Annotated in this window: 13 protein-coding genes and 1 tRNA gene; 4 read left to right on the top strand and 10 right to left on the bottom strand. The window is 33.2% G+C overall.

All coding sequences use genetic code 11. The features are described from left to right. Positions 1 to 150 precede the first annotated feature (150 nt). The 5 genes from B0A58_RS13690 to B0A58_RS13670 all read right to left on the bottom strand — a co-directional run bounded on the left by B0A58_RS13690 (position 151) and on the right by B0A58_RS13670 (position 4965). Positions 151 to 630 carry a hypothetical protein gene (locus B0A58_RS13690; RefSeq protein ID WP_089081527.1) on the bottom strand — a complete coding sequence of 160 codons (480 nt, stop codon included), beginning with the start codon at positions 628 to 630 and terminating at the stop codon, positions 151 to 153. A 1-nt stretch (position 631) separates the two neighbouring features. Further along, complete coding sequence (locus B0A58_RS13685) at positions 632 to 2872, bottom strand: M1 family metallopeptidase (RefSeq protein WP_089081526.1); 2241 nt, start codon at positions 2870 to 2872, stop codon at positions 632 to 634. 123 nt (positions 2873 to 2995) lie between these two features. Further along, on the bottom strand, positions 2996 to 3493 hold the full coding sequence (locus tag B0A58_RS13680; protein ID WP_133063144.1) for a DUF6702 family protein: 498 nt from the start codon (positions 3491 to 3493) through the stop codon (positions 2996 to 2998). Positions 3494 to 3524: 31 nt separating this feature from the next. Beyond that, a complete protein-coding gene (locus tag B0A58_RS13675) occupies positions 3525 to 4265 on the bottom strand; it encodes a carboxypeptidase-like regulatory domain-containing protein (protein WP_089081524.1) in 741 nt (246 codons plus the stop codon). Next, entirely contained in the window at positions 4249 to 4965 is a 717-nt protein-coding gene (locus B0A58_RS13670) for a hypothetical protein (RefSeq protein WP_089081523.1), read from the bottom strand. The genes B0A58_RS13675 and B0A58_RS13670 overlap by 17 nt, the downstream gene beginning before the upstream one ends. A gap of 284 nt (positions 4966 to 5249) precedes the next feature. Here B0A58_RS13670 and pepE point away from each other — a divergent pair, with 284 nt between their 5' ends. Further along, on the top strand, positions 5250 to 5957 hold the full coding sequence (pepE, locus tag B0A58_RS13665) for a dipeptidase PepE (protein WP_089081522.1): 708 nt from the start codon (positions 5250 to 5252) through the stop codon (positions 5955 to 5957). A gap of 50 nt (positions 5958 to 6007) precedes the next feature. Here pepE and B0A58_RS13660 read toward each other — a convergent pair. The 5 genes from B0A58_RS13660 to B0A58_RS13640 form a co-directional block, all read right to left on the bottom strand. Then, positions 6008 to 6081 (bottom strand) — tRNA-His (locus B0A58_RS13660). Between the two features lie 71 nt (positions 6082 to 6152). Beyond that, the gene (gene bshB1, locus B0A58_RS13655; protein WP_014083730.1) at positions 6153 to 6869 is read right to left on the bottom strand and encodes a bacillithiol biosynthesis deacetylase BshB1; all 717 of its coding nucleotides are present in this window, start codon (positions 6867 to 6869) and stop codon (positions 6153 to 6155) included. 15 nt (positions 6870 to 6884) lie between these two features. After that, the gene (locus B0A58_RS13650; RefSeq protein WP_089081521.1) at positions 6885 to 7946 is read right to left on the bottom strand and encodes an isochorismate synthase; all 1062 of its coding nucleotides are present in this window, start codon (positions 7944 to 7946) and stop codon (positions 6885 to 6887) included. Between the two features lie 5 nt (positions 7947 to 7951). After that, complete coding sequence (locus B0A58_RS13645) at positions 7952 to 8395, bottom strand: PaaI family thioesterase (RefSeq protein WP_014083732.1); 444 nt, start codon at positions 8393 to 8395, stop codon at positions 7952 to 7954. A gap of 113 nt (positions 8396 to 8508) precedes the next feature. After that, complete coding sequence (locus B0A58_RS13640) at positions 8509 to 9225, bottom strand: hypothetical protein (protein WP_089081520.1); 717 nt, start codon at positions 9223 to 9225, stop codon at positions 8509 to 8511. 744 nt (positions 9226 to 9969) lie between these two features. Between B0A58_RS13640 and B0A58_RS13630 the strand changes: the two genes are divergently transcribed. The 3 genes from B0A58_RS13630 to B0A58_RS13620 all read left to right on the top strand — a co-directional run bounded on the left by B0A58_RS13630 (position 9970) and on the right by B0A58_RS13620 (position 12969). Continuing rightward, positions 9970 to 11229 carry an aminotransferase class I/II-fold pyridoxal phosphate-dependent enzyme gene (locus tag B0A58_RS13630; RefSeq protein ID WP_014083734.1) on the top strand — a complete coding sequence of 420 codons (1260 nt, stop codon included), beginning with the start codon at positions 9970 to 9972 and terminating at the stop codon, positions 11227 to 11229. Between the two features lie 125 nt (positions 11230 to 11354). Beyond that, on the top strand, positions 11355 to 12398 hold the full coding sequence (locus tag B0A58_RS13625) for a formimidoylglutamase (protein ID WP_089081528.1): 1044 nt from the start codon (positions 11355 to 11357) through the stop codon (positions 12396 to 12398). Position 12399: 1 nt separating this feature from the next. Continuing rightward, positions 12400 to 12969, top strand: coding sequence for a pentapeptide repeat-containing protein (locus B0A58_RS13620; RefSeq protein ID WP_014083736.1), 570 nt, complete (start codon positions 12400 to 12402; stop codon positions 12967 to 12969). Positions 12970 to 13097: the final 128 nt, after the last annotated feature.

Genomic DNA, 13097 nt, shown 5'->3' with positions numbered 1-13097 from the left:
TTCAAAAAAAATCGTTGCATAGCTGGGCTAAGGAACTATTTTTTTTGACTCATTTTAGCAAAAAAGAACAAGTAGATTGGACTATTTTATATGTATATTTGGTATAAAAATATATCTTGAATAATAACTGATTTACATCAACGAAGTATATCATTCAAAACTAGTTTTATATAGTTCTAACAATTTTTTTGAAAAAAATAAAGACGAAAAAGAATCAAATGCAGTAGGATTGTTTTTTTCTAAATCTTCAAATTTGCCAAAATACAATTGTAATTGTTGTGTTGTCAATAATTTTCTATAATCTTCTTCTTGTCTTATTAGTGTTTTGATGTATAAATTGGTGTCTTTTTCGTCTTCAGACACAATCATTTTTTTATAAATAGCAAGTAATTCTTTGTATTGATTGATAAATAAATCTCTAAAAACAGGATTTTGTTCATCGGTATAATGTACAATTCCAAAAGTAATTTTTCCTTTGGATTGCCAAAATAATGTTTCGCCTTGGTCGCCATTTTTTACAAAATTTTGCATAACAGCAACCTTCAATTTGATGGTTTTGTCTATGGATTGAGACCATAATACTATTGGTAAAAGCCCTATCAATAGCCCAATAATAAACCGTTTTTTCATTTTAATCAAACTTAGATTTTACTTCTTGTTTTGGCCATACATTGTTTGATGTATCAATATCGGCCGTTTCGGCATTTGGATCGACCACTATTTTTGAAATTAATTTTTGTGTTGCAAATGTTCTTGTAACATAAGCATCGTTCAAGCGCCAAATTTGTGCTGGAAAAGTTTGCTTTTCAGTAGTACCATCATCATACGTTATGGCAACAATTAACGGCATAACTAAACCACCAGGTTTATCAAAAGTTACTTGATAAAAGTACTTTGGTGTGTTCAGTTGGGCTATTTGTTGTGGCGTAAAGTTGGCTTTCAAAAAGGCATCTAATGCAGTAATTTCGCTTGTTACTAGAGGTTTAAGAGGGTTTTCTGTGCTTACTTCGTTCAAAAAAACTTGTGGCCCAGATGTTTTAAATCTATTTTTTCTATTCACTTCTGGAGCTACAAAATCTTTTTGGGCTTCGTTTGAAACCACAAACTGCTTGACCTCTTTGATGCCAATATCTGTAAAATCAGTGGTGTAAAACCATCCTCTAAAAAACCAATCCAAATCTGTTCCAGAGGCATCTTCCATTGTTCTAAAAAAATCTTCGGGAGTTGGATGTTTAAATTTCCATCTGTTAGCATAAGTTTTGAAAGCATAATCAAATAATTCATGTCCCATGATGGTTTCTCTTAAAATGTTAAGTCCTGTTGCTGGTTTGCCATACGCATTGTTGCCAAATTGGTGTATGGTTTCGGAATTGGTCATTATGGGTTCCAAAAATTTTTGATCGCCACTCATATACGGTATAATTTTGCTAACAGGCCCTCTTTTTGAAGGAAATTTTGGATCAAATGTTTTTTCTGCTAAATATTGCATAAAAGAATTTAAACCTTCATCCATCCAAGACCATTGTCTTTCATCAGAATTGACAATCATTGGAAAAAAATTGTGCCCAACTTCATGTATGACCACACCTAGCATCCCATATTTTACAAAATCCGAATAGGTGCCATCGGCTTCTGGTCGGCCAAAATTCCAACATATCATCGGATATTCCATACCTTGATCTTGTGCATTTACAGATACGGCTTTTGGATATGGATAATCAAAAGTGTAGCTAGAATAACTTTTGAGTGTATGAGCCACGGCTCTTGTAGAATATTGTTCCCATAGTGGATTGCCCTCCTTTGGATATAAGGAAACTGCCATTACTGTTTTTTCTGATAATTGAACAGCCATCATGTCTAAAATAAATTTTCGAGAGGTTGAAATACCAAAATCCCTCACATTATCGGCCTTAAATTTCCAAGTTTTTTTCTTGTCTGCAAATCCTTTTTCGTTTTGCATGGCCTCATCTTGAGTTACAATTACAACGGGTTTGTCAAAACTTTTTTGTGCTAATTCATATCTTTTCAGTTGCTCTGGAGTATATACTTCGGCTCTGTTGAGTAAATTTCCTGTTGCTTCCATCACATGGTCTGCTGGAACGGTTACGTTTACTTCAAAATTTCCAAATGGTAAAGCAAATTCACCTGTTCCCCAAAATTGCATATTCTGCCAGCCCTCTACATCGTTATATACGGCCATTCGTGGATAAAATTGAGCTAAAACATACAAATTATTGCCATCGCTAAAATGTTCATATCCAGACCTTCCGCCTTCTATCATGTAATTATTGATGTTGTATTGCCATTTGATTTTAAGAATTATTTTTTGACCATGAGCAAGTGGTTTTGATAAATTAATTCGCATCATAGTTTGATTGATGGTATAAGATATTGGATTGTTTAAGGCATCTTTTATAAACTCAATTTTAAAACCTCCATCAAATTTTTCTTCTAAATATTTTCTAGAAAATCCAGATACAGAAATAGAGGGATCTATTTTTGAATTTTCCACCAATGGTGTTTTAGAATCTTTGGCCAAAATATTTTGATCTAACTGCAACCACAAATACTCCAAACTCTCTTTGGCATTATTGGTATAGGTAATGGTTTCAAAACCATATAATTTTTGATTTTTATCATCCAATTCAATATCCATTTTGTAATCCGCTTGTTGTTGGTAATATTCTGGACCGGGTGCTCCAGATGCGGTTCTATACATATTAGGTGTAGCCAAAAGATCATACATTTGTCTGAATTTGTTTCGGTCTTCGTGTCCCGAAACTTTCGTTTTGGCTGTTTCATTAGTCTCTTGTGCCTCGATGAAACCTGAATAGGTGATACATAAAATAATTAGGAATAACTTGCTTTTCATAAATAATTTTTTTTATGATGGATGTTGTATGGATAATTAAGTGTTATTGTTTTAAACAAAATACAAATATATTATTTTTTTATATATACTAATTCATTTTTGATAATAAAAGCATTGATTTTTTTAATATTTAATAACTTCTTTAAAATAGGTATTGGTAAACAATAATGTTTTTTTCTGATTATTAATCTGGGTTTGAATGATGTTTTGTTGATCGGGATGAAGTTCTAAAAAACTTCTATTTTCTATTTCTATTTTCTTAATGGTTTGAATATCAACTATTTTCAAATAACAAATCAACACATCATCTTCTATTTCTTTTAAATGAAATACCATGTTTTTTGGGGTTCCATTAATTGTAATTTTGATATTTTCAAATAAATAATTTTTCAACAAAACACTAGCTTCTTTTGTTTCGGAAGTGTCTCCAATAGGTGTTTTTATATGGTGTTTTTTATACAATACTTCGTTCAAATCGTCTATAAACAATCGACAAGTAATTTGAACTTGTTTTTTTTGTGGCACAAAATTAATTTGATACATCGAAACATAAAATTTATGCACATTGAAACACAATAATAAGGATGCAGTTATGATAATGAGTATTGTTTTTTTGTTCATAATCTGTAGATATTTAGTATAATAACATTTTTTATTTTGAAGGGTTGCTTTGTAACAACTGTTTGAATTGTATGGACAATTCAACCATTGTAAATTTCAATTTTTGTATATTTTTGGACTGCATTTGAGTTTTAAAAGCCGTATTTTCAATCAAAAAATATTTGAAAGCCATCACTTGATTTGGTTCTATTTGAAGTGTTTTAGTATAATATTCGTCTGAAATCAAAAAATTTAATTTGCCCAAATGCAACTCTTTTTTTTCGGTTTCTAATGCTTTTTTTAAAGTATTTGTTCGACCACTCAGGTAGTTCAATAATGGATCCAAACTCATGGAAACCGCTACAAAATTCCAATCCGTGGCCGTTTTTAAATGGCGTTCTGCAGGAGTGTATTTTTTAATATTTTTGTTTACTATTCCTAAATTTTCAGTTGTAATGCTATTATTTTCTACAATAACTTCGTCTAATTGCTCTATTTTTTTGTCTAAAGTAATGATAACTTGTTGATTAAAATCTTTTTCGTCTATAATTTTTCTATAATAATTATAATTAATGGAACTCAATACTAATAAATCATCGGTTTGTGCTGCAATAGTAAAAACGCCGTTTGCATCGGAAGTTGTACTCTTTTCGGTAGTCAAATTGATAATTTGGATGCCTATTACGGGTTTATTTTCAGACATGATTTGCCCTTTAACCACTTTAGTAATTTGCGCCAATAGTGTGTTTGAAAGAAAAATAAGAAGTAAAAACAGATTAATCTTGATTTTCATTTTTTAAAATGTCTAAATATTGTGTTGCTAAATTGGTCATCAAAAATTTCATCATGCTTCTGTTTTTGGCATTCAAAGCTTTTCTAAATTCGGTATCTTCAATCAAATAATATTGAAAAGATTTAATATAATCTCCAGGTATTTGAAGGGTTTCTGTGTAATATTTATCTTCAAAAATTGTTTCAACTTTAGTCAATGCCATTTCATCTTTTTCAATAGCAACTTGCCTTTTTAGCATTTTAGTTCGGCCAGAAAGTAAATTGATCAACGGATCGATTAAACCAGATTTTGCAGTAAACAACTTACGTTCGGCAGGCGTATAGGTGGTCGCTGGCTTAGACAAAATACCTAAAGACACTGCATCTAGCTCATTTTTTTGTACTACAACTTCATCTAAAACTTGAGCAATTGGTATTAAATGGATTATAATTAAGTCTTTAGTTAGATCTTTTTTGTCAATAATATATCTTTTATATTCATATTGTTTAGAAACAAATACTATAATATCATCTTCTTTTGCATTTATCATAAAAGTTCCATCGTTATTGGATTTTGTACTTTTTTCTGTTTTCAAATTGATAATATCCACCCCAATTGCGGGCAAATCATCAGATTGTAACCTTCCGTGAATGGTTTTTATTTGCTGCGAAAAAGAAGTAAATGAATATAAAAATATAATAAATGTAGTTATTTGTTTCATTATAAATGCTATTGGAATTTTAATTAATTTAAAAAAGTAAATATATATTTTTTTGCACTCCAATTTCTTAATTGTATTCTAAAATTTTGTTAATTCTTTAAAATACAGTACTTTTGATCAACTTAAATTATCTTTATTATTGATTTTTACGATCTTATTTATATGCGTAAAATATTTATTTTTTAGTTATTTTAGAATTAAAAATGTAATATTTTATATAATTATAAATAATTTTGTGAATTTTGTATCTTTTTTATATTTTTAAAACTAAAAAAATTACCAACATGAAAAACGCTTTAATTGCCAGTTCTTCTACAATTTATGGGTCGGCATATTTAGAATATTTGTATCCAGAACTTCAAATTTTATTTAACGAAGCAAACACCATATTGTTTATACCTTTTGCAAGACCCAACGGTATTTCGCATCAAGAATACACGGAAAATGTAGCATTAGCATTCCAAAAAATAGGAAAAAAAATAATAGGCTTGCATCAATTTGATGATTATCAACAAGCTATTTTAGCTGCTGAAGGCATATTTACTGGGGGCGGCAATACATTTTTGTTAGTTTCAGAGCTTTACAAACACCAACTTTTTGATGTACTGCAAACAGCAATAGCACAAGGAACACCTTATTTAGGTACAAGTGCGGGGAGTAATATTGTAGGATTAAGCATGCAAACCACCAATGATATGCCTATTGTATATCCACCAAGTTTTCAAACGTTGGGCATTATTCCCTTTAATTTGAACCCTCACTACTTGGATCCTGTCGAAAACGGGACACACATGGGCGAAACCCGTGCCACACGTATTGCCGAATTTCATCAATACAATGCTATACCCGTGTTAGGGCTTCGAGAGGGCAGTTGGTTAGCCGTGCAAGGCAAAAATATTGTACTGAAAGGGCCATTGACTGCACGATTATTTGAAAAAAATAAAACACCAATAGAAATTGTACCCGAAACAAATTTGAATAATTTGAAATAAAAAGCCACAAAAAAAAGCCTTGATTTTATCAAGGCTTTAAGGTATTCTTGGGTGGCTGACCGGGTTCGAACCGGCGACCCGCGGCACCACAAACCGCTACTCTAACCAGCTGAGCTACAACCACCAGTTTTACGAGTGCAAATATAAAACAATTGTTTGATTATACAAAAGAAAAATGAAAAAAAATCACATTTTTTAGATTAAATCTTGTAAACTATTGATTCCCAAATACCTTTCGGTAGTAAATCCTTCGGCACAATCGGTACCAATGAGTCTTCCAAAGTCTTTTGTGCGATAATCAATACTTTCTAAAAAATTTTGAGTCGAAATAGGTGTAGCGATTTCATTTGAATCGGGGTTGTAAAACTGTGAGCTATAGGCCAAAATGGCTGCTTTTTTGATGTCTAAAAAACCCGTAATATCTACCACAAAATCTGGTTCTATGGGATTCCATTGGATATAATGGTACACCGCTTTTGGTCTAAAATGTTGTTGTTGTTGTCCTTCATAAATGGTTTCTATTTTGGCCAAACCCGCTAAAAAACAAGCATCCGAAACTAATTTACTACCTTTTCCGTGGTCGATATGCCTGTCTTGAATGGCATTGCATAATACAATCGAAGGTTGGTATTTTCTAATGATTTGAATAATTTTCATTTGATTTGCTTCGTTGTTTTCAAAAAAACCATCACGCATTTGTAAATTTTCACGAACAGAAACACCCAATATTGCCGCTGCATTTTGGGCTTCTTGGGCTCTAATTTCTTTTGATCCACGTGTGCCCAATTCTCCTTGGGTCAAATCTATAATGCCTACTTTTTTGCCCAGCGAAATTTCTTTGGCAATAGTGCCTGCACAACTTAATTCTACATCATCAGGATGTGCTCCAAAGGCTAAAATATCTAATTTCATCATTTTTTTAAGAATTTATATAAAAATCCGTTTCATTGTTTCCAGTTTATTTTGGGTTTCTTCCCATTCTTTTTCAGGATTACTGTCTTTTGTAATGCCGCCACCAACATACAATATGGCTTGGTTGTCTTGTAATTGCATACATCGTAAATTTACAAACAAATCTGTATCTTGTTGATTATTAATGCTATTGAAATTGATTTCTCCTAAAAAACCCGAATAAAATGCTCTGTTATAATTTTCATGTAACGATACATATTTTTTGGCTTGCTCTTTTGGAAAACCACACACCGCTGGAGTAGGGTGTAGGATATTGATCCAGTGATGTAAAGCACTTTCGTTTTTTATAGTACCACTAATAGTAGTTTTTAAATGTAATAAATTTCCTGCTTTTAGTGTTATTGGGTTTTGAACTTCGATAGTGTTTACTTCATTTTTTAAGTTTTCAATGATGTAATTGGTTACTATTTGTTGTTCGTCTTTTTCTTTTTCATGCCATACAATTGGATATGGTGGGTTGTTTTTTTGAGTACCTGCCACAGACATGGTTTCAAATTGTTGATTTTCTATTTTTAAAAGCCTTTCTGAAAAAGCCCCCATCCAGAGTCCAACTTGTGGATGAAACCAGCAATAAGCAAAAGCCTCGGGATATAAATCAATCATTTTGCTGTATAAATCGAAAACATCGTAAGTATTTAATTTAAAAACTGCTTTTCTAGAAAGTACTATTTTTGTAAATTCATGTTGATGAATACGGGCTATGGCATGTTCTATTTTTTGGATATAATCCGATTTGTTAGTATTTGAGGCTTCAACAAGCTGGTTGTTCGTTTTTTTTTGATCTACCGTTGAAATAGTTTCAACAAATAATTTTGATTTGTTTTTTGGTATTAAAATGGCATTTGAACCATCAAATGAACAAAAAACAAAACCTTGCTCGGTAAATTCCGATGTGGTATAGCAAGTAGTATCTTGTTGAAACATCCCAACCATTTGATTTGAAAATGGTTTTTTGTACAATACAAATGGGCGTTTATTTTTGAACTGAATGGCTGCATTTTGCAATAAATGATCCATCGTTTTTATTTTTCATTAAGATATTGTTTTCTTTTTGAAAGTACCATATTGGTTAGTTTACAAATAGAAATTAATTGATTTTGTTCATCGGTAATTTTGATTTCCCAAAGGTGAATACTTTTGCCTTGATGTATGATGCGGGCAGTTGCAGTAACAAGTCCTTCTTTTTTGGACTTCAAGTGGTTTGCGGCAATTTCTATCCCTCGAACTTCGCTAACCTCTGGATTGACAAAAATCATCGAAGCGGCACTCCCAACACTTTCTGCCAATGCTACGGAGGCACCACCATGCAAGAGTCCCATGGGTTGGTGTACTTTTGAATTGACGGGCATGGTGGCTACCAAAAAACCTTCGCCTGCATCAATATATTGGATGTTTAGGGTTTCCATTAAGGTGTTTTTAGCATGTTGGTTGCACCAATCGAGTATTTGTTGTTTATTAAACGTCATTATACTTATTTTTAATGCAAATTTACAGTTTTTTTATGAAACAAAATAAAAAACGTCTATTTAAAAATTGCTTTCTAAATAGACGTTCAACCAACTAAAAAAACTTAAAATTATTATCTTTCTCTGTTTCCTCTGTCTAAATTTTTTGATTTTTCCTCGCTAATCAATTTGTTTTCTTTTTCAAAATTGATGTTTTCAAAAGATTCTCCTTCAGAAACGTTGTTGTTATCGGCTTGTTTGTAATAGTACCCTCCGTTGTTTTGGCTTGGTGATTGGTAACCATTTGGCCCATAATAGGTGTTGCTTTGACTATAATTGTTGGCATATCCATGGTTTGGAGCATAGCCGTTGTAAAATGCTCTTGGTTTTATGGTTCCAATTTGACTTACAATATTGCCATATCTGTCATAAATAAGGCGTAAACCACCAATTTGTTCTAGTGCAAAACGGTTGTATCTTAAAAAAATACTTCCTATACGATTGACTCTATCATAAGCATCATAATTGATGAATGTGTTGCCCACTCTTCTTACTCTTCCAAAGTTGTCTTGCTCTATATATACTCCTGCTGGCTCTGGACGAGGGGTTGTAACTCTACGTCCCGCAGATTTGTAATAGTAGCTACCGTTTCCGCAGTTGGCATTGGTGTTAAAATCAAAAGTGCCGTCGGGAAATACATAAAAGTCGATGCCTTTTTCGTTGAATGTAAGGGGTTGTATGCTGTAGCTTGGTGTATTTTGGTTGCATTTTGATATGGTTGGAGCCACATCTGCGGCAAAAATACGGCTATTGGCAAGTAGTAATAATGCTAAAAATGTAAAATTTTTCATGGCTATTTGATTTAATGGTTATTAATTTTTAACAAGTAAATAGGACTATTTTTATCGTATTACTTGTTTTTTTTGATTGTAAAAAAATCATGCTTACTCTTTCGATTTTCGGCTTGCTCGTATCCAATTGGTTTGCTGATAAGCATCTTTCAAAAGGTGTGCCAAAGTGTGATGTTTGGCGACTGTTTTTTTTAATAAAAAATAAATCTTGTTGAAAATCAATGGTTTGCATCAAAAAAAAATGTTTTTTTTGAATTCATCAAGTGAAAGGTTTTTATATTGGCTAAATTTTACATAAAACAACCAATAGCATTACATTTTTTGGGCGTTACTACAAGGGTCGTATCGGTTTCAAACAACGTTCATTGAACTGCAAAAGAAATGAAATATTGTGAAATAATCCTTTTGATTACCATATTCATAAACTATATTCGTGCAATACAAAACCCCCTTTGGAGGTTGAAAAAAAAGTTTTGGAATAGGCACGAACCCCGCACCCCGACTTGAACGGAGCTCTTTTTTTCTTGCCGCTATGGGGTTATCATTTTTGCGGCAAGAAAAAAAAGCGGGAGTGGAAGGCGGAATAGGTGCCCAAAAAGAACAATTGAAGCTCTTTTTTTTGGGGGTTATTGGAGGTAACGTATTGATAGGTTGAATTTTTTTTGGAATTTTAGCATGAGTTAAATGGTTGTTTATTGAATATTAATCATTAATTTTGCATCGTTTTAACAATTTTTATAAATTATGGTAAAAGATTTATTTGAAAGAATACAAAATAATAAAGGTCCGTTGGGCAAATGGGCTTCGCAGGCAGAGGGTTATTATGTTTTTCCTAAATTGGAAGGTGAGTTGGGGCCCAGAATGCAGTTTCATGGCAAAAATATATTGAATTGGAGTTTGAATGATTATTTGGGCTTGGCCAATCATCCGGAAGTGCGTAAGGCCGATACCGAGGCTGCAGCGGCTTATGGAGCGGCTTATCCTATGGGAGCAAGGATGATGAGCGGGCACACTAAATACCACGAACAATTGGAGCAAGAATTGGCTGCTTTTGTGATGAAAGAATCGGCTTATTTGTTGAATTTTGGTTACCAAGGGATGGTGTCTATTATAGATGCTTTGGTTACTAGAAACGACGTGATTGTGTATGATGTAGATGCTCATGCTTGTATTATAGATGGTGTTCGATTGCATAGTGGCAAACGATTTACATACAGACATAATGATGTGGAAAGTATGGAAAAAAACTTGCAACGAGCTACAAAATTAGCCACAGAAACTGGTGGAGGTATTTTGTTTATTACCGAAGGTGTTTTTGGGATGCGAGGACAGCAAGGCAAGTTGAAGGAAATTGTGGCTATGAAAGACAAGTACAATTTTAGATTGCTGGTTGATGATGCACACGGATTTGGAACACTTGGCAAAACAGGAGCTGGAGCAGGCGAGGAGCAAGGGTGCCAAGAGGGTATAGATGTTTATTTTTCGACTTTTGCAAAATCGATGGCCAATATTGGTGCTTTTGTAGCGGCAGACAAAGATATAATTGATTATTTGAAATACAATTTACGTTCGCAAATGTTTGCCAAAGCCTTGCCTATGATTCAAACAATTGGATCGTTGAAACGATTGGAATTGTTGAGAAATTCGTCGGAATTGAAAGATAAATTATGGGTAAATGTAAATGCACTTCAAAACGGATTGAAAGCCAAAGGATTTAATATTGGCGATACCAACACGTGTGTTACTCCTGTATATTTGGAAGGCTCTATACCAGAAGCTATGGTTATGGTGAACGATTTGAGAGAAAATTACGGTATATTTTTGTCGATAGTAGTATATCCTGTAATACCAAAAGGAATGATCTTATTGCGAATGATTCCTACGGCCACACATACATTGGAAGATATTGCAGAAACCTTGTTTGCATTTGAAGCTATTAGGGAAAAATTAGAAAACGGCACTTACAAAAAAATTGCAGAACAAACAACGGTAGATGTATCGTAAACAAGATAGTTAAGTATCAATAAACCATTTTCTGAAACGGAAAATGGTTTTTGTTTTTTATAAAAATTGGGGCTGCATTGGCACTCGAAAACAATAGAAAAATCAATCAAAACACAACGCATACTATGGATAAGTTGATCCCTTTTTCAACAGCAGATTTGGCAAAAGTTACCCATTTTAGAATAGGCGAAGTAAAATTTGGCGAAAAAATGTTGGTTGTTCCAAAAGGAGCTGATGTATATGAATTTATAAAAAAATCTGAGGCAAAATTTGTGATAATTGGCATTCCAGAAGACATTGGCGTTAGGGCCAATTATGGCAGGCCAGGAGCCGCCTCGGCATGGAGTAGTGCCATTAGCAGCATAGCCAATATTCAACACAATCGATTTTGTAAAGGGAGTTCTCTATTGGTTTTAGGTCAGTTGGACGTATTGGAAGAAATGAAAGCCGTAGAAGGCTTGGATTATAATCAAAGTGCCGACAGAAAAACTTTGAACCAATTGGTAGAAAAAATAGACAAAGAAGTGGCCCATATCATATCAAAAATAGTCAAAGCCAATAAAATACCCATCATCATTGGTGGCGGACACAACAATGCTTATGGCAACATCAAAGGGACGGCGCTGGCAAAGGGCAAACCTATCAATGCCATTAATTTTGATGCCCATTCCGATTTTAGAATCCTTGAAGGCAGACACAGCGGCAATGGTTTTCATTATGCGTATGACGAAGGATTTTTGAAAAAATATTTTATCTTTGGACTACATGAAAATTATACATCCAAAAATGTTTTAGACATTTTGAAAAAACTTGAAAACAGAGTGCGTTTTAATACGTATGATGAAATCAACATTAGAAAAGTTAAAAATTTTGAGCAAGAAATGCAGTTGGCCCTCAATTTTATAAAAGACGATACTTTTGGACTTGAAATAGATTTAGATGCCTTGCCCAATATTGCTTCGAGTGCCATGACGCTGAGTGGTTTTTCTGTAGAAGAGTTGAGACGATTTGTAACTTATTTTGGACAAAATCAAAATGTAGCTTATTTGCACATTTGCGAAGGGGCTCCAGATTTGGGCGAAGCCAAAAACAACCACTTGATAGGTAAATTAATAGGCTATTTGATAACCGATTTTGTTAAAGCATACCAATCTATTTTAAACAAATAATATGGCACAGCTGATATACGACCAAACATTTAACAAACAAACCACATCAACGGTAGCATTTGAACAAACCGAATTTGAATGTTGTGTGTTTGAACATTGCGATTTTTCTGAAGCACAATGGACACAAACAACCTTTGTCGATTGTGATTTTATCCACTGCAACTTGTCGATGGTAGGTATCCATCAAACGAGTTTGAAAAACGTTCGATTTGAAACTTGCAAAATGCTGGGATTTGCTTTTCATCGGTGTCAAGATTTTTTGTTTGAGGTGTCGTTTGCCAATTGTATTTTGGATTTTTCCAATTTTACTAACAAAAAAATGCCCAAAACCCGCTTTATATCTTGCACACTCAAAGAAGCAACCTTTGACCACACCGTGCTTACAGGTGCTTTGTTTGAATCGTGTATATTGACCAACGCCCTATTTTACAACACCCAATTGGATGCGGCCAACTTTGTAACCGCCCAAGATTTTAAGATTGATCCCGCCATCAATAGTTTGAAAAAAGCCCAATTTGCCGCCTACGGTTTGATAGGTTTGTTGGACAAATATGATATTAAGGTGGTTTGAGAGGGAGGGAGTAACCTAATTATAAAAAAATCTTAATAATATTTATTAAATTAAATATTATATTTATAATCCAATGTCGTTTAGATAAGCATTAATTTAACGACATTTAATCTTATACCAAATATACA

The sequence above is a fragment of the Flavobacterium branchiophilum NBRC 15030 = ATCC 35035 genome (genome assembly GCF_002217205.1).
Classification (GTDB): domain Bacteria; phylum Bacteroidota; class Bacteroidia; order Flavobacteriales; family Flavobacteriaceae; genus Flavobacterium; species Flavobacterium branchiophilum.
This window is presented reverse-complemented; position numbering and strand designations above follow the sequence as displayed.

Coding starts and splice junctions, on each gene's coding strand:
- B0A58_RS13690 (WP_089081527.1), bottom strand. CDS start 630: ATGAAAAAACGGTTTATTATTGGGCTATTGATAGGGCTTTTACCAATA.
- B0A58_RS13685 (WP_089081526.1), bottom strand. CDS start 2,872: ATGAAAAGCAAGTTATTCCTAATTATTTTATGTATCACCTATTCAGGT.
- B0A58_RS13680 (WP_133063144.1), bottom strand. CDS start 3,493: ATGAACAAAAAAACAATACTCATTATCATAACTGCATCCTTATTATTG.
- B0A58_RS13675 (WP_089081524.1), bottom strand. CDS start 4,265: ATGAAAATCAAGATTAATCTGTTTTTACTTCTTATTTTTCTTTCAAAC.
- B0A58_RS13670 (WP_089081523.1), bottom strand. CDS start 4,965: ATGAAACAAATAACTACATTTATTATATTTTTATATTCATTTACTTCT.
- pepE (WP_089081522.1), top strand. CDS start 5,250: ATGAAAAACGCTTTAATTGCCAGTTCTTCTACAATTTATGGGTCGGCA.
- bshB1 (WP_014083730.1), bottom strand. CDS start 6,869: ATGAAATTAGATATTTTAGCCTTTGGAGCACATCCTGATGATGTAGAA.
- B0A58_RS13650 (WP_089081521.1), bottom strand. CDS start 7,946: ATGGATCATTTATTGCAAAATGCAGCCATTCAGTTCAAAAATAAACGC.
- B0A58_RS13645 (WP_014083732.1), bottom strand. CDS start 8,395: ATGACGTTTAATAAACAACAAATACTCGATTGGTGCAACCAACATGCT.
- B0A58_RS13640 (WP_089081520.1), bottom strand. CDS start 9,225: ATGAAAAATTTTACATTTTTAGCATTATTACTACTTGCCAATAGCCGT.
- B0A58_RS13630 (WP_014083734.1), top strand. CDS start 9,970: ATGGTAAAAGATTTATTTGAAAGAATACAAAATAATAAAGGTCCGTTG.
- B0A58_RS13625 (WP_089081528.1), top strand. CDS start 11,355: ATGGATAAGTTGATCCCTTTTTCAACAGCAGATTTGGCAAAAGTTACC.
- B0A58_RS13620 (WP_014083736.1), top strand. CDS start 12,400: ATGGCACAGCTGATATACGACCAAACATTTAACAAACAAACCACATCA.